We start from the raw sequence: 24,293 nt of genomic DNA, 5'->3' as shown, positions 1-24,293 counted from the left end.
GTTTTTTCCTCTCTGAAGTGATATTTTTTCTTTTTCTCCTTGACCGGTAGTTACACCCGTGTCGTATAGTTTTCATTATAGATGAAATTTCAAAATCATCAAGGAGGGAATATGACATGAAAAAAATAATTTTGAATAATGGTATTGAGATGCCTTCTGTAGGATTTGGTGTTTACCAAATAACTGATCATAATCAGTGTGTGAATGCGGTACTTGAGGCAATCAACACGGGTTATCGTCTAATCGATACTGCGCAGGCTTATGGCAATGAAAAAGCTGTAGGAGATGCTGTTTTAAAATCCGACACTCCTAGAGAAGAGCTATTCATTACCACTAAAGTTTGGATTAGTAATACTGGTTTTGAAAAGGCGAAGTCCTCGATTTTAAAATCTTTGGAGACAATGCACTTAGACTATTTAGATTTGGTGCTTATTCATCAGCCTATGGGGGACTATTATGGTGCTTACCAAGCAATGGTTGAATTGTACAAAAAAGGATTAATCAAAGCGATCGGAGTGAGTAATTTCTATCCGGATAGGCTTGTGGATATCAGTTTGTTTGGTGAAGTGGTTCCTGCGGTGAATCAAATTGAAATCAACCCTTTTTATCAGCAGGACAAGGCGCTTACCATTAATGAAAACCACGGTGTTCAAGTACAAGGGTGGGCTCCATTTGCAGAAGGACAACACGGTATTTTTAACAGCAAAGCCCTACATGAAATAGGTCATAAATATAATAAGACCGCAGCTCAAGTCATTCTTCGGTGGTTGGTACAAAGAAACATTGTACCGCTTGCAAAAACGGTCAATAAAGAACGAATGATTGAAAATATTAATATATTTGATTTCTCATTATCCAGTGAAGATATGGCAAAAATCAAATTGCTGGATACAAATAAAAGCTCATTTTTCGATCATCAAACTCCAGAAGCTGTAGAGATGATAGCTTCACTGGTAAGAAATGTTTAGGAGGTATTCTATGAAAACAATCTATTTAATTCGGCATGGTCAGACGCTTTTCAACCAGCAAAAAAAAATACAAGGATTTTGTGATTCACCTCTGACTGAATTGGGAAAGCAACAAGCAATAATAGCCAAAAAACATATAGAAGAATTAGGTATGGTTTTTGATGATGCATATTGCTCAACTTCGGAAAGAGCTGTTGACACTTTGGAGTTGATAACTGATACCCCTTACACTCGAGTGAAGGACCTTCGAGAATGGAATTTCGGCAGACTTGAGGCAGAGGGTGAACATTTGAATCCGCCTTTGCCTTACCGAGATTTTTTTGTACAGTTTGGAGGGGAGGATGAATTTGACTTTCGTGGTCGAATCAGCAAAGCAATCATGAACATAGTCACAAACTCTAATGGGGAAAATATTATCATTGTTTCTCATGGGGCAGCTATTGCGCAGTTTTATAGAGTTTGGGAAGATTACAGTGAGGTCAAGCGTCAAAGAAAAATCCAAAATTGTTCGATTTTTAAGTATCATTTCGCTGACAATGAATTTGTTTTGCAGGAAATTATTAATCATGATTTTAGTGAAATAGAATAAGTTAAATGACTAGAAGCTCTGGTAACAAGTTGGCAAATTGGAGGCTTCTAGTTATTTGTATTGTTTAACGGTCATAAATTTATGCTCTGATTGCTTAATAAACAGATGGCAGACACTGTTTTTTTGTTTGTATCTCTTTTTAAACGGTCTGAATTCAGCACTCAAAAATGGTCAGCTGCATATTTATTATCTACAGGCTTTATTTACCAAATATCAAGTTCAAGAATTGATTTCTCTTGTATAAACTGCTACACTATCTTCGAATAGTATCAAATCAATCTACAGCAAATGAGGGAATTTTGTGAGTGTCCTAAGTATCTAAATTATGATGGCAAGTAAAACTGCAGAGTAGTCTGGGTTTATTTGGCTTGCCTGTCAACAGATACTTTCTCACAGAATGTTTATTTTTTGCAAACAACCTCTGATCATTCAGATTGTTTACAAGACGACAGTGGGAAACTGCCGTCTTTTTTGCTTTTTTTGATACTGTTCACTTGAGAGAAAGTGTCTTGATTTGAAATGTAAAGGAGAAACTAATGAATCAAGATACCATTGAAAAAACAGAATTTATAAAAATAATCGAAGAGTTGAAAGGTTTGGCTATGAGCCCGTTTGGCAAAAAGAAGATAGCTGAGCTTAAGCCAAGTGCAAATATAAAAGTGGTGCAGATGCGGTTAGAAGAAACGGAAGAAGCCAGACGTCTTCTTGATGGGAATTTGCACGTGCCTTTTATGGGACTGACCAATATAGATTTTCTTACAGAACAGGTCGCCAAAGGTTTTATACTTGATCCAGAAGAATTGGTTCAGTATGCTGATTTTTTGCGAAGCTGCAGACGGATAAAAGATTTTTTTAAGCAACACCATGCTGTTGCTCCCACCCTTAGTGCGTATAGCACAACGTTGCAATCTTTTTCTGAAGTTGAAGATGAAATAAATAAAATGATTCAACGTTCCCAAGTGTCTTCCGACTATCACCGCGAACTAAGAAGAATCAGGAAAAAAATTCAGGAGACAGAGTCGGAGATAGAAAAGACGTTACAAAAATTTTTAAGGAACCCTAATCATAGCAAAAAAATCCAAGAGTTTATTGTTGTGAAAAAACATGACCGATTTACGATTCCGATAAAAGCGACTTACAAGAATCAACTGAACGGCACCATAGTGGAAGAATCTAAACGGGGTACAACCGCCTTTATAGAACCTTCTGCAGTTGCAAAACTAAACGATAAACTTTTCGATTTGAAAGTTTCTGAAAGTGCTGAGGTCTACCAAATTTTAGCCGGTTTGACCGGATTGATTGCGGAGCACCTGTCAGTCATCAAAGAAAACATCGAAATCATTGGAGAGTTTGATGTGATTTTTGCCAGAGCAAAATACAGCCGTCAGATACAGGGCATCACACCTAGACTCAATCAGGAAGGGAAAATTGTTTTACTTGAAGCGGAACATCCATTGCTGCGTGATCCGGTGCCTCTGACTCTTGCAGTGGGGAAAGATTTCCGTGGTCTAACAATCACGGGCCCTAATGCGGGCGGCAAAACAGTTGTATTGAAGACGGTAGCTTTACTAACCCTTCAAACAATGACCGGTCTGCAAATCAAGGCGGCATCAGGGACAGAAATCGCAATTTTTGAGCAGATTTTTGTGGATATCGGCGACCAGCAAAGTATCGAAAATGCTTTAAGCACCTTCTCGGGTCATATGAAAAATCTAGCAATGATTGCCCGCCAAGCAAAGGGGAACAGTTTGCTGCTACTTGATGAAATCGGCAGTGGGACAGATCCCAAAGAGGGGGCAGCTTTGGCCATTGCCATGATGGAAGATTTCTACACCAAAGGGAGCATTTTGATTACGACCACTCACTACGGTGAAATCAAACGGTTTTCTGAACTTCATCCTGATTTTGAAACAGCGGCCATGTCGTTTGAGCCGGAGACACTGCAGCCAAAATACCAATTGCAGATGGGGGCAGTGGGAACAAGTAATGCGTTTTGGATTGCTGAAAAAATGCATCTTTCCCCTAAAGTGATAAAGAAAGCACAAGTCTATGAGCAGACGGGGGATTACGACTTTGCGAAAAAAGAATTTTCTCAAAAAAATAAGGCGGAAATTATTTTTCAAAACACCGATAAAAATATTTTTCATAAGGGAGATAAGGTTTATTCTTCACAGCATAGTGCCTACGGGTTGATTTTTGAAGATGATCAGATAAGCGACAAGGTTATCATCAGTATCGATGAACAACTACAAAGTGTCTATCGTCACCGGGTCACTCTGACTATGTCCCGTGAAGTCCTCTATCCGGAAAATTATGACTATGATAGTTTATTTGGTGACTACGAGGAGCGAAAACTCATAAAAGATTTGTTGCGGGGTTCTAAAAAAGCGCATACGGTACTGGACAAACAGGCCCGGAAACGAAAAAAATAAATTTTCTTGAATTAAAAAAGCATGTCTCCTAGGAAAATTCTCTCAGGGGACATGCTTTTCATTTTTTTATCGACTAGCGAATGACGAGGACGTTGCAAGGACACTGATTGATCACATGTGAAGTTGTGGACCCGACAAAAACGCGTTTGATACCGTGCTTGCTGGTAGCACCCATAATGACCAAGTCAACTTTTTTCTTCTTGGCTAAATCAATGAGCTTATCTTTCGGGTTGCCTCTGATGACATTTATCTCAGTTTTTTCTTTTGGCAGTCCCTCAATTTTCTTTTGGATAATGCTGTAGGCTTCTTGTTCTTCTTTAAGAATTTTAGGGTCGTCCGGATAATATTCGATAAGCGGATTCAAAACCTGAGCAACAGTTACCAGACCATTTGTCAACTCCGCTAAAAAAAGACTGTGTTCAAGTGCTCTTTCAGATGGTTCAGAACCATCGAACGCAATTAGAATATGTTGATAGGCTTCCTTCATGTGTGATCGCCTCCTGTTATCTCTTATAACTTAATTTTAGCATTGCTCTCCTGAACTGTAAAGAAACGTAGATTTGCTATAGGATATTTCAGATAAAACCAGTATACTGGAGATAACACAAAGATTTCAAAAAAGCAGGCTAGTTGTATTTTATTGAAAGATAACGGCTAATTTTGAATTGATGATAAAAAGATAAAGGATTAAGGAGGAAAATAGATGTTTGGTGCGATTGAAGCTGGAGGGACTAAGTTTGTTTGTGCGGTCAGTGACGAGGAATTACAAATTGTGGAAAGAGTGAGTATTCCGACCGAGACCCCTGACGTGACCATGGAAGCAGTGTTTAACTTCTTTGATCAGTATGAGCTGAAAAGTTTGGGTGTAGGTTCTTTTGGGCCGATTGATGTCAATGAGCAATCAGTCACCTATGGCTACATTACCTCCACGCCTAAAATCAAATGGCAGAATTTCAACTTTTTAGGGGCACTCAAGGCTCGTTACGATGTTCCGATTGCCTGGACGACCGATGTCAATGCGGCGGCATACGGTGAATTGACTTTCGGTGCAGGTAAAGGGAAGCAAAGCTGTATTTATCTGACGATCGGTACAGGAGTCGGCGGAGGCGGTGTGATCAACGGTCAATTGCTCCAAGGGTTCGGTCATCCGGAGATGGGACATATCCGTGTGACACGTTTGGAGGGTGACACATTTTCAGGAGTTTGTCCTTACCACGAAGACTGTATTGAGGGACTGGTGTCTGGTCCGGCGTTGGAAAAACGGACAGGAAAAAAAGGGCAGACACTGACAGAGGACGATCCGGTATGGCATACGCAAGCTCATTATATCGCCCAAGCATTGATGAACTATACCCTTGTGCTATCACCTGAGGCAATAATATTGGGTGGTGGAGTGATGCAGCAAAAACACTTATTCCCGTTGATTCATCAGGAATTCGAAAAAGTGATTAATGGTTATGTGAGCTATCCCAAGCTAAGCGACTACATCCTTCCTACAGGCTTAGGAAATAATAGCGGGATTATCGGTTGTCTGCAGCTGGCTAAAGAAAAACTGAGTGTGCACTCAAACTAAAAATGGCTCAAAAGAAAAAACGGGTTACTCCCCGTTTTTTTCTTTGGCCTTTTTTTCTAATTCGATGAACTTTGCTGCTTCTTCCTCAGCAATTTTACTTCTGCGGTCAATTTCATCTTGATCAATATCCACATCTAAGATAAATTCAGAAAGTTTTTTCTCTAATTCATCTGTTTTGGTATATTTAATTGCCATGGGACTTCCTCCTATGTTTTGTTTGAGTCTACTATATCACTTTATCAGGAAGGATGTATCGTTTGAACTCTATAAAATTTTAGGCAGATGAAAACAAACGGAATAATGAAAACAACAATCCCTGCCGCAAGTGCGATTTTATTGACTAGGTGCTTGAGAAGGCCTAAATATTTTTCGGCTTACGGTATAGCAAGGCAGAAATAATCATAGTATCCTCTATTATCCAACAAGAAAATCTCCCTAAAATCGGGAGTAAATTATTTAATGGATGATAATTGTATCCATCAAACGCTTGACAGAATCCGGATTGCCGGCAGGAACAGGTACTATTTTAGCCCTGTCAATAACATCTTGTGATAAAGCTTTTAAAGCTGCTGGATCGTTGGCAATTTCTTCGGGATACTGCCAATGTGAAGGTGTGTCGTAAAGGGTCACTGTTCCATTATAATTACTTGCATAGACCACGGCTCCTTGTACAGAAGCATTTCCTGAAAGATGTATGGTATCAACTGGATAAGTAACGCTATTCTCATCAAATCTGTTTATAGGTGAGCCGGCAGGCATCGCTTGCACATTTAAGTTGAAATTGAAATTTGAATCGTCTATGTAGTTGAAATAATCCGCTCCCATGACGGCAAGCCAGACTCTTGCGTATTCAATATATTCCTGAGAATAGCCACTTAAAATATCATTCTGCGTTTGCGTAATAGCTGGAGCAGAGTGAGGATTATTGCTGTTATTTTTATTTTGGTTGGGAGAGTCGTTTGCAGCAAGCTCATTTTCATCAGATTGTTTGCTATTTTCTTTGATATTAGATTGACTGGATTTTGTAGTGCTGTCTTCCTTTGACTTGGTAATTGTCTGCTCCCTTTTTTTAACTTCTGTTTTTTTCTTAGATGAACACCCAGAGATAAAGCATAAACTGAGAAGACATAGAGAAATCAAGAGGGAAAATTTTTTCAAAATAATCACAACCTTTCTTTTGTAACGAAATTGTAACATATCTGTAATGAAGGAGAAACTTACATTTTTGTAAGAAAAGGTTTGTGTTTTATTAAAGCCATGCTGGGGATGGGAATTACTACCTATTATGACACCCACAGTATTTTTGTTTCAGTGATTGAGACTCCTATCGCTAGGAACAGCAGTGAAAAAAATATCAAGTCCATAATGTTTTGTAGAGTACTACACATCGACGTTGTCTCTAGCAAAAGGAGTCAACAATCGGACTGTTTCAGGTTTTATTTTCACCGGATTGTTGAATAGGCATTTTTTTGAACAAGTAAAACAAGTTCACTAAAAATAGACATACTAGGGCGATTAGTAAAAGATAAATCCATGGCAAAGAATTCATAAAGTAATCTGTATCAATATTTTGCGGCAATCTGGATTCGTTGTCCAGTTTGATTATGAAGCCAAATGAGATTGAAATGACAACAGCAATCCCAAGGTTGATGATACATAATTTTTTCATTGTTTCTCCCTTTCTTGTTTGAGATAGTGTTTTTTAAATTAATAGACGAAGGAATTTGCAGCTTGCAAAGCCTATGGACAAAAGAGACAATTCTTGTGTGTCAAACTTAATGTGCGTTATTCGAGTTAAGTTCTTCATTAGATATTTTTAGAGAGCAACTTTTTTAATAGTATGTCACGGTTAAAGGTTATATCGTTTAGCTTATTCTTATATTTTGATTAAGTTTCGCCATCGTATGACTGTCTTTGGGTAGGCTATGACTAAAAAAACAAACATAAAAATTCAATAAAGTAAAATTCTACAGACTGATTTGAGGTACATATTACTGTCAAACATGTTTTATTAGGTTATAATAAAGGCAGGAGGGATGAAAATGACAGAAAATGTGAAGAAAATCTATCTCGTATTTCAATCTAATACCGTTGATTCTTCCAAAGAATTAGCCGATCTAGTCAAAGACTGGTTGATTTTGTCAAAAATCATGGCCTCCGCAAGTAATTCTACAAGGACTATCTATAAAGTCGTTGAAGATAAAGCTAGAGAAATCAGCGAGGATGATTTTAATCAGCAGTTGGAAGAGTTGGTACAGGAAAAAGAGGGCCAACATTTATTTAAAATCACCCACGAACATTTTACGATGGAAATTTTGATAAGACGTCAACGTGTCCTCGAATCATTGCTTGTCGATGTGCCTCTGTATCATCACTTGGAAAATATTTTGCTGGATTATCTTGAGCAGCGGATGATTGGCTTTGGCACTTATGCTTACGTTCGCGACTATGAAGAATATTTGGCACATAATGTGGAAGATATTCAGGAAAGATTGGATCTCAAGTTACACTATCCTGAGAATATCCGCTACATGAAAGATGATAAAGGCACTAAGCTGGTGGATTGCAGTCAATATTCCGGATATGATTTGATGTTTCGCGGATTGGCATTGACCTCTTGTTGGAAGATGTGGTTCTCCGAAAATTACTTTTACGTGGTTCCCAAGCAGGCATTTTTAGATGTGCAGCAAGTAGATGAAGTGAAGGAATTGGAAAATAAAATTATTCGAGTAACCTTGTATCAATCGCCACTTGATTGGTGTGAAGAAGCAAATCTTCATTTTCAAAAATTATTCAGAAAGCAATTGGGATTTGAACAAATCGAATGGACGAACGGTGTAGGGGTTTTGGCGGAACCTTACGTAGATTTTCTCCAGTCAGGAGACAAAATGCAGATGATTCAATATCAAAATGAGTATTTGCAGCCTGTTGAGAAAACAAAATCCAAACATTTTACGACGAGAATTTTTAACTATGCACAAAATTTTTATGTAGAGAGCCGCCGTTTCGGATATTTAAACTCTCAAGCCTACTTTCCTTTTGAGCTGGGTGTAAACAATGACTGCTTGGCATACTGGATACTTAATACTGAGTACAGTCTGGATAGGGGAATCGAATCTTTTCTATACTATATTTCCTATTACCTCAAAGCCAAAAAAATGCTGTTTCAGCCAATGAGACAAAAGACGATTTTGCGCTTCTACTTGCCTAAGGCTTCCCTTGGTACGATACCAATGAGCGGCTTGGAAGACGCTCTGCTGGAGTCTGGCTTTTCAGTCAAAGATTCCACCGCAGGAAAAGAGCTGATTGTTGCTTCAAATAGAGAGACTTTGGCTGTGGAATTTCGTGATGTGGACCATTTAAAAAAAGATGTCCTGGAATGGCGGTTACCCGGGAACTCTCCGGATGAAAATGTGACTAATATGGAAGAAAAAATATCCAAGTTTTTGGAAAAAATAGGTGCACCGAAGAAGTAAAATATTCTATTAAAAAAGCGATCCAAACTTTACGTGTTTGGACCGCTTTTTCATTTTGCAAATTATGAGAACTTATCTCGTGGTTATGTTGGTCTGGGCAGGTTCGACGTGGACATCCACATCAAACACTTGGTATTCGACGGATAACATTTGTTCAATCTGTTCAGTGATATTGTGGCTTTCTTGTACGGTCATGGAGGGGGACATCAAGACGGTGATATCTAAAAAGATATTGGCACCATAACTGCGTGCCCGCAAACTTTTCACCTCGATTACGCCTTCAATCTTGGCAACCTCTTCCTTGTATTTTTTTAGCTCATTTGTTGAAAACCCATCGGACAAATTAAAACTGCTTTCTCTAAAAATATCTAAGCCGGTTTTGATAATGATGACGCCGATGATGACTGCCGTGATTTTATCAAGCCAGATCAAGTTGAAGGAAGCAGCAAAAACAGCAACTGCGGTCCCGATACTTGTGAGAGCATCTGATAAATTATCTTTTGCTGCGGCTTCTAGTGCATGACTATTGACTCTCTTGGCCAATTGATGGTTGTGCCAATAAACCGCAAACATGATAACGGCAGATAAAAGACCGGTGTAGGCTGCAAGTGGTCCAGGTGAAACGGTGTGGCTTTTAAATAAATTCTTGATTGCTGAAATAAAAACTTGTCCTCCCACCAAAAGCATGATCATGGAAGTCAATAAGCTGGCTAAAGATTCTACTTTCCAGTGGCCATAGCGATGGTCATCGTCTGCCGGCTGTCTGGCAAGTATTAGTCCGATATAAACCGCTGATGATGCAACGATATCTGTCGTATTATTTAATCCATCTGCGAGCAGTGCGCTGGAATTGGCGAAATAGCCGACTGCCAATTTGCACCCGGCAACTAAAAGATAAGCCGCAATGCTTACAAGAGCACCTTTTTCAGCTGATTTCAGTTGATTCATACGATTTTGTGTGATGGTAGATCGCCATCCTTTCATTTACAGATAAATAGGATTATAACAAAGACAATATGAATATACTAGTTTTCAAGGACACCGAAATAATAAGATTTTTAAAATTTGACAAGTTGATTAGGTGGGGATTGACATATATTTAAATGAATGGTATTATTTTTCCATTCATTTACAGGATGGCTTAAAAAGTGTTTTATGATGAATGGTCTATGTGTTTTTAAAAATGCTTTCAGCTAGAATGAAAATCAGTATTTAAAGAGGGCGACGGTATGAATGAGGCAGAATCAAAGATTACAGTGATTAAGAAACTGGCAAAAGAAGAAAATGTGCATTTTTTACGCTTGATGTTTACTGATATTCTTGGAATCATTAAGAATGTTGAAGTACCAATCAGTCAACTTGATAAGGTCTTGGACAATAAAATGATGTTTGATGGTTCCTCTATTGAAGGGTTTGTCAGGATTGAAGAAAGCGACATGTATTTGTATCCTGATTTAGATACATGGCTGATTTTCCCGTGGGAGACGGGACATGGAAAAGTCGCCCGTTTGATCTGTGATGTTTATATGCCGGATGGACGGCCGTTTGCCGGAGATCCGCGGGGAAATTTAAAAAGAATTCTTAAAAATATGGAATCCCTAGGTTTTACAGCTTTCAATTTAGGGGCAGAGCCGGAGTTTTTCTTATTTAAATTGGACGAGGACAACAAGCCGACCTTGAGCTTGAATGACAGCGGCAGTTACTTTGATTTGTCTCCAACTGATTTAGGGGAAAATTGCCGGCGGGAAATCGTATTGGAATTGGAAAAATTAGGTTTTGAGATTGAAGCATCCCACCATGAAACAGCAGAAGGGCAGCATGAAATTGATTTCAAGTATGAAGAAGCTGTAAAGGCATGTGATGAAATTCAGACATTCAAGTTGGTTGTCAAAACTATCGCACGCAAACATGGTCTGCACGCCACATTTATGCCCAAACCTATTTTTGGAATCAGCGGTTCAGGGATGCATTGCAATATGTCTTTGTTTAAAAATGAAAAAAATGCTTTTTTTGATGAGGATGGGGAAAGGCAGTTAAGCGAAACAGCCTATCAATTTTTAGCAGGACTTCTTTACCATGCCAGAGGCTATACAGCTGTGTGCAATCCCCTGGTAAATTCTTATAAACGTCTCGTTCCGGGTTATGAAGCACCTGTATACGTGGCATGGAGCGGACGGAATCGCTCTCCATTGATTCGGATACCGGCATCTCGTGGACTTTCAACGAGATTAGAATTGCGGTCAGTAGACCCGTCGGCAAATCCTTATTTGGCGATGGCAGTTCTGCTGGAGGCAGGTCTTGACGGCATTCGCCAAAAAATGACTCCCCCAGAGGAAGTCAATCAAAATATTTACTGCATGACCGATGAAGAACGAAAAGCTGCATGCATTTCTGATTTGCCTTCCACACTTCATAACGCAGTTAAAGCACTGAAAAAAGATGACGTAATCCAGTCGGCATTGGGTGAGCATATCTATGTTAATTTTGTAGAAAGCAAGGAGCAAGAATGGTCAATCTACCGGGAGAAAGTAACCCAATGGGAAATTGATACTTATATGGAGCGGTATTGATATTAGAAGGAACTGTCAGACGGCGGCAGTTAATAAATCAAATCTAGTCAGCACAAAAACCATCGGAGAATTTTTTTCTTCGATGGTTTTTTGTGTAGTGAAATAAATAGGTGGATTAGGAAATGCTGTGATAAATTTTTTTTAGACAGTTATTTGTTTGATGGGAAGACGAGTGTCCTTTGTTCAAACGGATAAAGTTTTACTATTTCAATAAATTATAGGCACTCTTAAATCTGGTGGGTTTTGCGATAAACAGAAGGAGAAACACTTAAGTATTTTTTGAATACACGATTAAAATAAAACCCATTGCAAAAACCGCATTTTTCAGCAACTTCTTCAATAGAGTCAGTGCTTTCTATCAGCATTTTTTGGGCCCGTTTAATCCTTTCTTTATTGCGGAAATCAACCGGGCTGACACCAGTCCAACTTTTAAATTTACGTGAAAAATAACAGTTATTCAGCCCTAGTTCCATGGCGATATCAGTGATATCGAAAGTGTCATAGTCAGGATTGGTAAGAATGGCCATGGCTTCATAGATTAAATCATCTTTTACTCGCTTCCGTATGTTAGTCTGGCTTTCTAGGAAATATAAATCTGAAGCACTGTAGAGTATGTCTTTTAATAAATGATTTCTGAATGCCAAGGTTTGTTCATTGTCTGTCATTTCAGATTCAATCAGAAAGTTGTGGGTAGAGGCTATCCGAGATTCTAAAATAAGGGATTGTTTTCCTAATAAAGCTGTTAAGTCCACAGTGCCTGTTGAAACCGAAAAACGGAAAAAATGAAAACTGAGAGGTGAGATAATCTTTCTGCTAAAGGGAATGAACGGTGGTGCCAAGATGATACTACCTTTGGAAGCAAACCCTTGATGCTCTCCAGTTTTGTACCAGCATTTACCATCCATAATAAAATAAAGGACATAGTATGCTTCTGTATCTTGTTCATATAAGAATTCCTCTTTTTTATCCCAATAAACATATTGCTGAATCACAAACTCATCCATTTTTTCCTCCAAAAGTCAAAATAAGATAGATATTGCTAAAAAAACGATATTTGAAAACGATATCAAAGATTGTATGATTAGTATATCACATGTTTGAATAATAGCAAAAAGGATGAATGACATGATATTTGAGAAAGTAAAAGCAGATTTAACTGTTATTGGTGGAGGGTTAGCAGGAGTTTGCAGTGCCATTGCGGCAGCGAGACAAGGGTTGAAAGTATCACTTGTTCAAAACCGCCCGGTCTTAGGAGGAAATTCCAGTAGCGAAATCAGGGTATGGGTTTCAAGCGCTACAAAGCATGGCATCAATCGTTATTCCCGGGAGAATGGAATCATGGGGGAACTGTTTGTCGAAAACCAATATCGAAACAAAGAAGGCAATCCAGTGATTTGGGATACATTATTGATGGAGAAAGTAAAGAACGAAACCAACATAGAGCTGTTTTTGAATACTGATGTTACTGAGATAAACAAAAAAAATCAAAATCAGATAGAATCTGTTGTAGGTTGGATGCAGGGTGCGGAAAGAAAGATAGAATTTATTAGTCCTATTTTTAGTGATTGTACAGGTGATGGATTGATTGGCTACTTGGCTGGAGCAGACTTTACTATTGGGGCGGAAAGTGTGAAAGAATATGGTGAATCTTTGGCTCCTAAACAATTTGAAGATCACAAGCTGGGAAGCACGATATTTTTCTTTACGAAAGATGCAGGACATCCGGTGAAGTATGTTGCACCAAGTTTTGCCAGAAATATTGAAGAGACTCCTATATTGAAAAACCGTGTCATAAAGTCCGGTGATTCAGGTTCCCGTTACTGGTGGATTGAGTGGGGCGGCGAGATGGATATTATTCATGACAATGATGCTATTCAGCATGAACTCCAAGCTGTTATCTTCGGTATATGGGATTATATTAAAAACTCGGGGAAATTCGAAGCAGATAATCTAACGTTGGAGTGGGTCGGAAGTATCGCTGGAAAAAGAGAGTCACGCAGGCTGCTGGGAGACTATGTCTATACACAACAGGACGTAGAGAATCAAACCTTGTTTGAAGACAGGATTGGGTTTGGCGGTTGGGGAATTGATTTGCATCCAGCCGGGGGAATGTACGCTGAGGGAGTCGGTGCCAGACATTCGGTAGCTGATGGTAATTACCATGTCCCTTATCGCATTCTTTATTCAAAAAATATTGACAACTTATTCATGGCAGGCAGAAACATCAGTGCCAGTCATATCGGTTTAGGTGCCATCAGAATTATGGGAACATGTGCGTTGATGGGGGAGGCCGTCGGTGTAGCTAGTGCAATCACCAAAGAGAAAAATTGTAGCCCGAGAGAAGTCTATAGGAATCATTTGGAAGAATTTCAACAACGTTTGCTGAAAGAAGACGGTGCAATCATTGGGTTAGAAAATCAAGATTCGCTTGATATTGCGAGAGAGGCCCAAGTGACAGCAAAAAATTGGATTAATCAGATAGAGATTACTGAAAAAAATGCAGTTAGATATAAGCTTGATAAAGACGTGGCATTTTTAGTCCCTTTGTCAAGTAACATCAAGGAATTGAGTTTACTATGCGACTGCATGGAGGAAACAGAAGTGACAGTTGAAATTTGGTCAACTGACAGAAAAGAAAATTATATTCCTTCAAAAAAAATTGGAAGCTATCATCAATCTGTCAATAAAAGTCTAAAGAAATGGGTCACATTAGCTATAGACAAGAACCTTTCTAAACTCAGTAATATCTTTTTTGTGGTGAAGAAAAATGAGCAGCTGACTTTATATTTATCAGAAGAAACTCACAATGGTGTTTTAAGCTTTGTTTACGATCCAGTTAGTGAAATGAAACAACCAGAGCTTCATCAGTATGTTAGAGAAACGGCACTCTTATATTGGACGAATCAAACGATTAATAGGAAGAACTTTGTGTTTGCGATTGATTCTGACACTTCAGCCTATTATCCGAAAAATATTGTCAACGGACTTTCCAGACCCTACGGAGGACCAAACATGTGGGTGGCGCCAGCAAAAGATATGTCTTGGATTGAATTAAGCTGGGAAGAAAATAAAGAAATAGCTGAGATTCGATTAACTTTTAATGATGATTTGAATGAAGATTTAATTAATTTGGACCATCATTACACGCCCTTCGATGTAATGCCTGATTTGATTAAAAATGCGGATATTTGTTTTTGGACAGGTAAAAATTGGCAGACAATTAAGAAAATACGTGAAAACCGTAAACGTCATCACATTATTAAGTTATCTGAGACCATCAAAACCAGAAAACTTAGAATCAATTGTCTAGAAACAAACGGTAGCAGTTATTTTTCTCTGGTCGAGGTTCGAGCGTACGAAAGAAAGGAGTAGACATATGGAAAAGGGAAAGCGACATAAAAAAACGAAACTTTCTGATGGTGCGGTCGGTGTAATTTTAGTCTTGCCCGCGTTTGTGGTATTTTGTACAATCATTTTATTTCCCTTCTTAAACTCTATTGTTATGAGTTTTACGAATCGAACTTTAGTCAATGATGTTAGTCAGTTTGTAGGGTCAGCAAATTACGTCAAGGTTTTTTCAAGTGAAACTTTTCGCCAAGCACTAAAAAATACGATGGTTTTTGTTGTGTTTTCCACGATGATACCTTTTACCTTAGGTTTTATTTGGTCGATTATTTTGGACTTGAAATTTCGTGGTGCAGGTTTTTTGAGAGGTGTTACTCTTGTCAATTGGATTATTCCCGGAGCGTCAATAAGTTTTCTCTGGTCGTTTATTTTTGATACGAATCATGGCATTGTCAATGAACTGCTGCAAAAAATCGGCATCGTCTCACAAGATATTAATTGGCTTGGAAGCTCAACTACTGCTATGATCGTTGTGATTATTGCCCGTTCTTGGCAAATGTTGCCCTGGTACATGGCTTTTCTAACTGGCGGACTTCAGGGAATCTCTCAGGATCAAATAGAAGCAGCACGAATGGACGGAGCAGGAAACATCAGAGTTTTCCGTAATGTAGTCTTACCTGCGATGAAACCTATTATGATTATCGTGCTGATGTTGGGGATTATTGGCAATCTACAGCATTTTGATATTCCGAAAGTTTTAACTGCTGGGGGACCGGCGGGTTCAACGACGACCCTTTCTATTTTAGTTTACAGACAGGCATTTGAGAATTATAAGGTAGGGATTGCTGCAACGATAGGAACTATTTGGGCAGTGTTACTGGCTGTCTTTAGTCTTTTCTATGTCAGGTCGTCTAATAAAAAGTAAAGGGGGGAGAACATGTTTACAAAAACTAAAGGCTTTAAATTCTTTATCTTATTATCAGCAGTACTGATTGGTCTCTTTGTTTTTTTCCCGTTGTTTTGGTTAATCAATACGGCTCTAAAAACAAGTGATCAAACTTATAATGTGTCATTGTTCTTCACCAGTTTTACTTTGGAGAATCTGAAAAAGGTCGTGACAGATCCTCAGTTATTGAGATATATGCGTAATAGTTTATTTGTCTCTTTTATCAGTAGCTTTGCTAGTACATTAGTCTCAATGTTTGCAGGTTTTAGTTTTTCAAAATTTCATTACCGCGGCAGAGGGTCATTTATGGCTTTGATTATGATGGCACAAGCTTTTCCTCAGGCAATCTTGTTATTGACCCTTTATATCATCATGCAGAAACTCGGTTTGGATGGAAGTTATTTATCTTTGATTTTGTCTTATGTGGCATTCATTTTGCCAGTAGGTACATGGACACTAAAAGCTTATTTTGACCAGCTGCCCGATTCATTGATTGAATCTGCAAAAATAGACGGTGCGGGCTGGTTGACTATCATTTTTAAACTAATTTTCCCAATATCGATTCCAGGTGTGATTTCCACAGCTATTTATGGTTTCGTTTGGAGTTGGAACGATCTCCTATATTCAATCACACTGATAACAAATGCCGAAAAAAGAACATTGGCACCGGGATTAACTATGAAGTATCTAGGAGAGTTTACAAATAATTGGTCAGAGATGATGGCAGCTTCAATTTTAGTTTCAATTCCAGTTACGATCATTTTCATTTTGTTGCAAAAATATTTTATCGCAGGCTTAACTGCTGGCGCAGTTAAAGAATAATTTAGGAGGAATTATTGTGGATAGAAAATGGTTGAAAGGTTTTCTTTGTTTATCGTTAGCCGGTGTTTTGCTAGCCGGGTGTGGTAAGGGTGATAATGATGATGGAAAAAGTAAAAGCACAGATGCGAGTGATAAGATTGTATGGGCGGGTTGGTCTGGCGAAGAGGATGCTACAAAAGACATTATCAAAAGCATGGTGGATACGTTCAATGAAAAAAGCGATGTGAAGGCAGAATGGTTAGGCTGGCCTTATGCAGATACACAGCAACAGCTGATCATTCGGAACAGTGGGTCTGAACAGCTGGATGTTGCACAGGTGGATATTACAATGTTTGGGGCTTTGTCTAAAATGGGGATTTTAGAGGACGTATCGAAAGTTGTTGGTGCAGATTACTTATCCGAAAATTTCAGTGATGAAACACTGGAAATCGGACAAGTTGATGGAGCACAACTGGCAGTGCCGTGGTCAACAGCACCTATGGAGATGGTGTATAATAAAGAGCTTCTAGAAGAAGTGGGTTATAATGAGCCACCGGTAACGATTGAAGAATTTGAAGACTGCATGAAAAAACTGAAAGAGCTTGATGATTCAATTATCCCTTATGGTGTAGCCACTAAAGAGGGCACAATGTCTACGGACTTTCAGCCTTGGTTATGGACATTTGGCGGCAGTTTGTTAGAAGATGGAAAAGTTAGTATTAACAATGAAGCAGGAAAAGAGGCAATTAATTGGTACAAATCATTGGTAGATAATAATTTTATCCAAATGAACATTACACGTTTTGATGCACGTCAAATGTTTTCAGAAGGAAAGATGGCCTTCTATGATGATGCAATCATTGCAAAAGGTGTGGCAGAAAGTAGCGGCATGGACACTGATAAAGTAGGCGTCATGAGACGTCCAGTCAAAAGTGAAGGTGATTCTTCTCAAGCAGCTAACTGGGGACATTTGCTAGTAGTATTTAAAAAGTCTGCTAACGTAGAAGCTGCTGGAGAGTTGATTAAAACTATTTTATCAGATGATATCTCGCTTAAATACTTGGAATCAAATGGTATGCCGCCTGTTGTAAAAAATGTTATCGAAGGAGAAGAAGTTAAAGAAAATGAATGGGTAAACGACTGGCTTCATATTGAAAGTGACCAGCGAACGCTTGAATTTGCTTTGCTGGATAATGGCAGCGAATTAAATAATATTGTGGTGGAAGAGCTGCAAGCAATGCTAGGTGGAGACAAAACAGTCGATGATGGTATCAAAAAGTTAAGCGACCGGCTAAGTGAGGCTTTGGAAGAAGATGATTTGTAGAAGTAATACAGTATTGATTTTACAAAAATAATTCCTAAGAAGGAGTCACAGTCTATATCTTAAAATGATGATATATTTTGTTGATACTCAAAGTAAACAGCTGATAATTTTAAAACATATTTCTTTTAAGTTCAATAGTATAAAAGAAGGAGCTGGGCAGAATTTTATCTTGCCAAGCTCCTTCTCTTTTGATGATCAGTTCTTATTCAGTTTAGTTTTGCTACGAGTTCCTTCAATAGCTAGCCTTCTTCCAACACTCCCTCATGAGAGCGAAAAAAATTCATTTGCCACTTTCGCGCTAGAAAATTTTCTGGTAATGAAGCTTTTTGTAAGATTAGTATAATTAAAGGAAGTTTCTTGATAATTTTCCTGTATTTGCTGAAGATTTTCCGAATTCTCTGTTACCTTCCCCAATAACTGGTCGATTCTTTCTGTCCTAGGATAAGTTTCCAATAATATATCAATGTCTTCATAGGATTGGATTTTTTTCACGATAACAGTGTTTACTTCAGTACTCATAAATCCGATAGTTTTTTCTCTTTTTTGAAAAGTTTCATTATAAGTCTCTGTCAGCTTAGTGAAAAGCTGTTCTCTTTCACTCAAATAGTGATTCCATGATTGGACTGTTTGATTCATTTGCACTTCCAGTACACGCAATTTCTTGACTTTATTTATGATAGAGATAGCGATGCAAACGGCAAAGGCTAGTAATAAAGAAACTAAAAGGTTAAAATCGGTTATTTCTACATCGCTGTAATTTGAGCTATATTTCTGTTCAAATATATCGATTGTCAAGGAAATAATCGAGAATAAAAAAAGATAAAACAAACAATATTTCACTGCGGTGCTAATTTTTTTCATCGTGGTTTTCATGGCAGATGTCCCCCCAACAACTAATGCTTTGATTATATCATACAAATAATTGAACTAAAATGACTATTAAAAGAATCAAAGTGAGACAGGTCAGCAGGCAAAATAGATATAATACTTTCAAGTATAGATGTTTTTTTCCGAGATGCTGTTATTTTTATTTATGAAGAATCCAAGCAGCAAAAAAAATCACTTCATTAGGATTATTTTAGTGGTTGAATCGAACTGAGTGTAACCATTCAAACTGCTGGACTGATTTTCCAGTAATCAGTTTCCATGTCGGTTCATTAAATGTGATAATTCTTAGGAATAATTCTGTTTTTGACTTTGACTGACAGATATTTTCCGATGGATGCTATCGGATTGACAAGAGAAATGTGCTATAATAAATTGTGATATATTGAACATGTTAAACAGAAAAGAGATTGACAAATTTTCTGGAAAATGGAATTACAGAGCCGTATGATACCTGATAAGTGAAGTTTTATTTAGTCTTGAGTGCGGAAGAAAAATTATTACTTGTTTAAGGGTAGAGAATTGTTGATCTGATATAAAGGAGTAAAAAAGAATGAGTGAAAATTGTAATGACAATTGCAGCAGTTGCGCAGAAGATTGTGCAGAAAGAAGAGATCCCATGGTTGACTTCTCGGAAAATCCCCATGAAATGAGCAGTATTAAAAAGGTGATAGGTGTTGTGAGCGGAAAAGGGGGTGTGGGGAAATCTCTTGTGACTTCCATGCTTGCGGTGACGATGAAGCGGATGGGTTACAACGTGGGTATCCTTGATGCAGATATCACAGGGCCGTCTATTCCCAAAGCATTTGGTCTCACAGAAAGAGCGAAAGGCAGTGAATTTGGTCTGTTTCCTGTCAGAACGAAAACAGGGATTGATACGATGTCAGTAAATTTACTTTTGGAAGACCCTTCTGACCCGGTTGTCTGGCGTGGACCGATTATTGCCGGTAGGGTTAAACAGTTCTGGACGGATGTTGTATGGGCAGGAATAGATTTTATGTTTATTGATATGCCGCCAGGGACAGGGGATGTTCCTTTGACAGTGTTTCAATCCATTCCTGTGGATGGAATCATCGTTGTGACTTCTCCTCAAGAGCTGGTTTCCATGATTGTTTCCAAAGCGGTCAAAATGGCGGAGATGATGAATGTTCCTATTATCGGTTTAGTTGAAAATATGTCTTACTTTAAATGTCCGGATAACGGCAAAAATTATCAAATTTTTGGGGAGAGTCATATCGAAGAAATAGCGGAGAAACATAATTTAGATGTTCTTGTGAAATTACCCATTGACCCGAAAATTTCAGCAGCATGCGACCAAGGGATGATAGAGCTTTTTGAAGGGCATTGGCTCGAGCCTGTCGGGGAAATTTTAAAAGAGATGATTGAAGAAACAGAAGAGTAAGGTTTGTATAATTAAATGCGGTTCAAAACAATGGAACACGCTAGGTTAAAGGACTATTTTCACCATGAACTTCATGTGAATTGATTGCATTTCAATCGGCCTGTATCTGAAATCTATGAGCATGCTTCGGGAGTGTACCCGACCGGTTAAGAAAATAGAACAATATAACGAATTTATGACCCTGAAAGAACCATATCTTTCAAGGTCTTTTTATTTTTCAGGACTTTCACGATTTATAAGAAAATGTCTCAAATTTCAATCACAAAAGATGTTCGGATTTGGTCATGAGCAATAGTTTAGCAAAAGTACGACAGCAGCTTCTTGGGGAATGATTTACAAAAAATATATCTTACTTCCAACTGTCACCACGGTGTTTATAGCTCCTAGGGCGTGGTAGAAGTTTAAGGCTTACGAAAAGGAACGGTGGTTAAAATTGACAAAATAAAAATCATCTTATTGTTGGACAGATATTTTGACGGTGATATGAAGACATCTTATACTTAATGCATATAACTGAAATATAATGTATAAATTCATTTCTAAATAACAGTTTAAGAGAGACTTTTTAGAATTATCTCAAGCAAAAAATTTTGTAAATTGTAAGGACCAACCAATACTTTTAACAAGAGCAGGTTTCAGGCAACACGCCAAAAGTTTCATTGTTGTTTTTATTAGACCTGAGACTGTAACTTGAAGGGAGGTGAGGCAGTTCAATGATACTAGTTTTTTTACACCGTCATCATTAAAGAAATAGATGTTTCAAATTTAATCCTACTTATGGACTAAACCGACTCTTCTACTTTGAAAATCTTATTAACAAGCGGTTTTCATAAGGAAAGTTTCATGAGTGGATGACTACAAAATCAATAAGAATAAAACAACAGAATAGATACTTTTGCACGTGAGGTTGGCACTTTTTGTTTGAAAAACGACATCTTTTTGTCATAACAGTTTGAGATTCAATAAGGTACAAGGAGTCGCAATCTTCAAATAGTTTCAAAGCATGTCACAATTCTAAGGAGAAAAAATGAGAAAAATAATGTTTACGGGGATGATTCTCGCAACCATGATTTTTATGTCTTCTTGTAAATCGGTAGAAAAAGCAGTAGAAGACACGTTTGCTACTCAGCCGGGAAAATTCAATGCTGAAGAAGAACTAAAAAACAGGAGTTTCTTTGAGAAGGTAAAAGATATTTTTATAGATGAAAGTAATGAAAGGATTTTTAAAAGTGATATTGTCAGTGATGCTGAGGACAAGATGGGTTTTAAATTTTCAACAACTTTCTCTAGAAATATGGAGCAGTATCTAAATGAACATGAGATTGAACGCTATTTATCGGAAGAAGAGATCAAAAAAATAGCTAGCCAGTTAAACGATGATAATCTGTTGCTGAATCACGAAAAACTTAATCAGATCAGGGAAAACCTCTATCAAGTCTTAGGAAGGGAGGATTTATACGTCCATAAAGGAGATATATACATCTATCCTACCTATTTATTCATTAAGCTTGTGAATCCAGAGAATCCTAATCATGTTGATAGTTATATGTACCTTAATGAAAATGAGTGGAAAATAACTCCGGAAAAAATAGGTCCCGAGGTTGCACCGATGACGCAAGCCATTCCCCTTGCTGATATTCCTTTTGAGACTATTGACAAAGTCATACAGTCTGGCATCGAAATTTTAAAAGAAATGGGAGACTATAGAGAATTTGATACCATGAATCATGAAATAGGAATTACTTATATTTACACGCGACTTAATCAAGGGGAGCTGGTCTTTGGAACAATACTTCAAGGGTCAAGAGAAGGCTACTACTTAACTTTTGATGCAGAGGGTACCTTACTACAGAAAGAGAGGTTTTAATATGCTTTTTCTACCCATCTTTTTTATGTATATTTTCCCGTTGTTTTTTCTAGGACTACCTGTTGTTAGAACAACTCCTATCGTTGCAACGATTATGCTATTGATCGGCATTGTTTTGTGGTTGGTGCAAAGTTTACAAATTTTAGGTTTTATCACTCACCCAAAAAAATTGCTAAGAAAACACCAAAAAGTTCAAACTAACGGTAAACTTGTTCAGGCAGAAATTATTGGGCATCAAGAGTCCCATGATTTGGAGGAGTACCCGACGACTAGTCTGGTGGTTGTTTTTCCTAATCTGGCGGGAAATCAAATAAAAACTAATATTAATTTGATTGACTCCAAACCACACGAAAGAAGATATGAAACAGGGAAACATATTGACCTCAAATTAAACCAAAATGGATTTAACCCGGCTTTTACGATAGAAGCTGCCCGTTTTGAAACTAGATTCAGACCGTGGCCGTGGTTTTGGCTTATTTTTAATATCATCTATGGGATTGCTTTTTTTCTGATTTCTTACTACTTTTTAAATGACGGTTACGGCTGGAGATTTTTAACTCCTTTTACGCCTTGGTTTTGGGCTCCGGTCATTGGTATTTTTATTTCAAGACTACTAAGAGCAACCTTTAATGCTGATACTGCGATTCAAACAGACTACCAACTGGGCACTTTGAAATCAAGAGAAGACTTTGGCAAACTACTGCTCTATGGGAAAACCACCCGAGGGGAGATTGTTGATTTTTCTCAGACAGGGACGTACATAAATGAACAGCCCCAAATACGTTTTAAAATACGTTTTAATAATGATTCAGGTGGGGTGGAAAGAAAACATTTTAAACAAGTTATCCCTTTGACGGAGATGCATACTCTCAAAAAGGGTGAAATTGAGATTGTTTATCTACCCCAGAACACTGATACATTTATTATTGGTTTTTTAGATGAAGACCGCTAGGAAAACAGGGACTTGATAGTAAAAAAGAAAAAAATGCTTAAAACACTTTACTTTGAAACTATCATTATGGTCTGTTTTGTTAAGACTCTAATGGCAGATAAAATGATTTCTATCCAGTGCATTGATTTTAACGGCGTTGTCCTTAGCTGTTTTAAAATACCCGGTAAAAGCAGAAGGGCCGCAATAATCTAATACATGAAATACTAAACAGCCATCCATTTTTGGATGGCTATTTATTGTGGGATATTCTCATTTCAGAATCTAAAGGGAACATAGTTTTTTATATTGCTTGCTGGTATGTGAAAAAAGATAAGCTGGTATTTTGCTATACAGTAATTATGAACATCATTCAATCTTCGAAATAAGTTTCTGCTAATTTTTGGTAGGCGATACTTTGTTCTATGTTTGGTCGCGTGATTTTTTCTGTGTTATGTAGCGGCTTTGGAGTGGTTGCAATTAATGCATACAAACCGTAGATAGGTTCGTTTTTATCCATATCCTTCATCCTTAACTAACCCGCGACATTTATTTTATTAAAAACATCACTTTTTGGGATTGTTTGATATTTTCTAATGTGAGGGAGATTATCCTTTGACTTTCAAATTTGTACAAGTTGACTACTTTTTCGTTTCTCTTTCCCGTAAAGTAACGTGTATCAAATCCCCCGGCTGTTTGCCTATTTTTGCTCGGATGTCTTTCCGGATGCCGATGATATGGCAAGGAGTTCCCATCCTAACGACTTGCCCATCGTATGGCTCACCGTCAAAGGTAGCATGAACAAGAACACGTCCTTTTCCGAAAATTTCCTTTACATCAAATGGTATTTCTACATAGGCTGCATCCTTGTCAGGAATTTTAATAATCACAGCATCAAATTCATATGTTTTGCTCATCGTGATGACTCCTTTCAAATAATGATTTCAATGGATTATTAATGAAATTATACCCCGTATCAGAACTTCAAACAACGATAAAAGAATATCTCGATTCATCAATTTACCTGACAAATTTAAAATGAACTGGCATTTTCTATGATGTGTTTTCCACTATAAAAAAATGAAACATATTCTCTAAAATAAAACAAAGACAAAAATTTTTAATTACTTTAGTACAAAATTTTGGACTTGATTGATTGTGTAAATTAAACTAAATAATCGGGATAG

General features: G+C 37.8%; 22 protein-coding genes. 13 read left to right on the top strand and 9 right to left on the bottom strand.

Going from position 1 to position 24,293, the window contains the following annotated elements; genetic code table 11:
• Positions 1 to 116 precede the first annotated feature (116 nt).
• From AC4PHI_RS10855 to AC4PHI_RS10845, 3 genes are all read left to right on the top strand, one after another.
• Complete coding sequence (locus AC4PHI_RS10855; protein WP_492199884.1) at positions 117 to 968, top strand: aldo/keto reductase; 852 nt, start codon at positions 117 to 119, stop codon at positions 966 to 968.
• 10 nt (positions 969 to 978) lie between these two features.
• Positions 979 to 1,557, top strand: a complete 579-nt coding sequence (locus AC4PHI_RS10850) for a histidine phosphatase family protein (protein WP_492199883.1) — start codon at positions 979 to 981, stop codon at positions 1,555 to 1,557.
• A 536-nt stretch (positions 1,558 to 2,093) separates the two neighbouring features.
• Positions 2,094 to 3,989, top strand: a complete 1,896-nt coding sequence (locus AC4PHI_RS10845) for an endonuclease MutS2 (RefSeq protein WP_492199882.1) — start codon at positions 2,094 to 2,096, stop codon at positions 3,987 to 3,989.
• 73 nt (positions 3,990 to 4,062) lie between these two features.
• On the opposite strand, the gene AC4PHI_RS10840 is transcribed toward AC4PHI_RS10845, so the two are convergent.
• Entirely contained in the window at positions 4,063 to 4,476 is a 414-nt protein-coding gene (locus AC4PHI_RS10840; RefSeq protein ID WP_492199881.1) for a universal stress protein, read from the bottom strand.
• A 216-nt stretch (positions 4,477 to 4,692) separates the two neighbouring features.
• On the opposite strand from AC4PHI_RS10840, the gene AC4PHI_RS10835 reads away from it, so the two are divergent.
• The gene (locus tag AC4PHI_RS10835; protein ID WP_492199880.1) at positions 4,693 to 5,562 is read left to right on the top strand and encodes an ROK family protein; all 870 of its coding nucleotides are present in this window, start codon (positions 4,693 to 4,695) and stop codon (positions 5,560 to 5,562) included.
• Positions 5,563 to 5,586: 24 nt separating this feature from the next.
• Here AC4PHI_RS10835 and AC4PHI_RS10830 read toward each other — a convergent pair whose 3' ends face one another.
• The 3 genes from AC4PHI_RS10830 to AC4PHI_RS10820 all read right to left on the bottom strand — a co-directional run bounded on the left by AC4PHI_RS10830 (position 5,587) and on the right by AC4PHI_RS10820 (position 7,231).
• Positions 5,587 to 5,757, bottom strand: a complete 171-nt coding sequence (locus AC4PHI_RS10830) for a hypothetical protein (RefSeq protein WP_492199879.1) — start codon at positions 5,755 to 5,757, stop codon at positions 5,587 to 5,589.
• Positions 5,758 to 6,018: 261 nt separating this feature from the next.
• Positions 6,019 to 6,729 (bottom strand): YdeJ family lipoprotein, encoded by a 711-nt coding sequence (locus AC4PHI_RS10825; RefSeq protein ID WP_492199878.1) that lies wholly within the window; start codon positions 6,727 to 6,729, stop codon positions 6,019 to 6,021.
• Positions 6,730 to 6,991: 262 nt separating this feature from the next.
• Positions 6,992 to 7,231 (bottom strand): hypothetical protein, encoded by a 240-nt coding sequence (locus tag AC4PHI_RS10820; protein ID WP_492199877.1) that lies wholly within the window; start codon positions 7,229 to 7,231, stop codon positions 6,992 to 6,994.
• A gap of 373 nt (positions 7,232 to 7,604) precedes the next feature.
• Between AC4PHI_RS10820 and AC4PHI_RS10815 the strand changes: the two genes are divergently transcribed.
• Entirely contained in the window at positions 7,605 to 9,038 is a 1,434-nt protein-coding gene (locus tag AC4PHI_RS10815) for a hypothetical protein (protein WP_492199876.1), read from the top strand.
• 72 nt (positions 9,039 to 9,110) lie between these two features.
• On the opposite strand, the gene AC4PHI_RS10810 is transcribed toward AC4PHI_RS10815, so the two are convergent.
• On the bottom strand, positions 9,111 to 10,001 hold the full coding sequence (locus AC4PHI_RS10810; RefSeq protein WP_492201585.1) for a cation diffusion facilitator family transporter: 891 nt from the start codon (positions 9,999 to 10,001) through the stop codon (positions 9,111 to 9,113).
• A 266-nt stretch (positions 10,002 to 10,267) separates the two neighbouring features.
• On the opposite strand from AC4PHI_RS10810, the gene glnA reads away from it, so the two are divergent.
• A complete protein-coding gene (glnA, locus tag AC4PHI_RS10805) occupies positions 10,268 to 11,608 on the top strand; it encodes a type I glutamate--ammonia ligase (RefSeq protein WP_492199875.1) in 1,341 nt (446 codons plus the stop codon).
• A 227-nt stretch (positions 11,609 to 11,835) separates the two neighbouring features.
• Here glnA and AC4PHI_RS10800 read toward each other — a convergent pair whose 3' ends face one another.
• Complete coding sequence (locus AC4PHI_RS10800; RefSeq protein WP_492199874.1) at positions 11,836 to 12,612, bottom strand: helix-turn-helix domain-containing protein; 777 nt, start codon at positions 12,610 to 12,612, stop codon at positions 11,836 to 11,838.
• A 121-nt stretch (positions 12,613 to 12,733) separates the two neighbouring features.
• Between AC4PHI_RS10800 and AC4PHI_RS10795 the strand changes: the two genes are divergently transcribed.
• The 4 genes from AC4PHI_RS10795 to AC4PHI_RS10780 are packed head-to-tail and all read left to right on the top strand — an operon-like array spanning position 12,734 to position 18,024.
• Entirely contained in the window at positions 12,734 to 14,980 is a 2,247-nt protein-coding gene (locus tag AC4PHI_RS10795) for an FAD-dependent oxidoreductase (RefSeq protein ID WP_492199873.1), read from the top strand.
• 4 nt (positions 14,981 to 14,984) lie between these two features.
• On the top strand, positions 14,985 to 15,878 hold the full coding sequence (locus AC4PHI_RS10790; RefSeq protein ID WP_492199872.1) for a carbohydrate ABC transporter permease: 894 nt from the start codon (positions 14,985 to 14,987) through the stop codon (positions 15,876 to 15,878).
• Positions 15,879 to 15,890: 12 nt separating this feature from the next.
• Positions 15,891 to 16,721, top strand: coding sequence for a carbohydrate ABC transporter permease (locus AC4PHI_RS10785; protein WP_492199871.1), 831 nt, complete (start codon positions 15,891 to 15,893; stop codon positions 16,719 to 16,721).
• A 16-nt stretch (positions 16,722 to 16,737) separates the two neighbouring features.
• Positions 16,738 to 18,024, top strand: a complete 1,287-nt coding sequence (locus tag AC4PHI_RS10780) for an ABC transporter substrate-binding protein (RefSeq protein WP_492199870.1) — start codon at positions 16,738 to 16,740, stop codon at positions 18,022 to 18,024.
• 261 nt (positions 18,025 to 18,285) lie between these two features.
• Here AC4PHI_RS10780 and AC4PHI_RS10775 read toward each other — a convergent pair whose 3' ends face one another.
• Positions 18,286 to 18,897 (bottom strand): hypothetical protein, encoded by a 612-nt coding sequence (locus AC4PHI_RS10775; RefSeq protein ID WP_492199869.1) that lies wholly within the window; start codon positions 18,895 to 18,897, stop codon positions 18,286 to 18,288.
• Between the two features lie 565 nt (positions 18,898 to 19,462).
• On the opposite strand from AC4PHI_RS10775, the gene AC4PHI_RS10770 reads away from it, so the two are divergent.
• From AC4PHI_RS10770 to AC4PHI_RS10760, 3 genes are all read left to right on the top strand, one after another.
• Positions 19,463 to 20,311: a P-loop NTPase gene (locus AC4PHI_RS10770; RefSeq protein WP_492199868.1), complete on the top strand. Its 849-nt coding sequence runs from the start codon at positions 19,463 to 19,465 to the stop codon at positions 20,309 to 20,311.
• A gap of 1,027 nt (positions 20,312 to 21,338) precedes the next feature.
• Positions 21,339 to 22,178: a hypothetical protein gene (locus tag AC4PHI_RS10765; protein WP_492199867.1), complete on the top strand. Its 840-nt coding sequence runs from the start codon at positions 21,339 to 21,341 to the stop codon at positions 22,176 to 22,178.
• 1 nt (position 22,179) lies between these two features.
• Positions 22,180 to 23,130 (top strand): hypothetical protein, encoded by a 951-nt coding sequence (locus tag AC4PHI_RS10760; RefSeq protein WP_492199866.1) that lies wholly within the window; start codon positions 22,180 to 22,182, stop codon positions 23,128 to 23,130.
• Positions 23,131 to 23,479: 349 nt separating this feature from the next.
• On the opposite strand, the gene AC4PHI_RS10755 is transcribed toward AC4PHI_RS10760, so the two are convergent.
• Both AC4PHI_RS10755 and AC4PHI_RS10750 read right to left on the bottom strand, forming a co-directional pair.
• Positions 23,480 to 23,626, bottom strand: a complete 147-nt coding sequence (locus AC4PHI_RS10755; protein ID WP_492199865.1) for a hypothetical protein — start codon at positions 23,624 to 23,626, stop codon at positions 23,480 to 23,482.
• Positions 23,627 to 23,747: 121 nt separating this feature from the next.
• Positions 23,748 to 24,023, bottom strand: a complete 276-nt coding sequence (locus tag AC4PHI_RS10750) for a DUF1905 domain-containing protein (RefSeq protein WP_492199864.1) — start codon at positions 24,021 to 24,023, stop codon at positions 23,748 to 23,750.
• Between the last annotated feature and the right edge of the window lie 270 nt (positions 24,024 to 24,293).

The sequence above is a fragment of the Vagococcus sp. QWL-13 genome, from assembly GCF_058683555.1.
The sequence above is the reverse complement of the archived record's forward strand: the minus strand, read 5'-3'. Positions and strand labels throughout refer to the sequence as shown.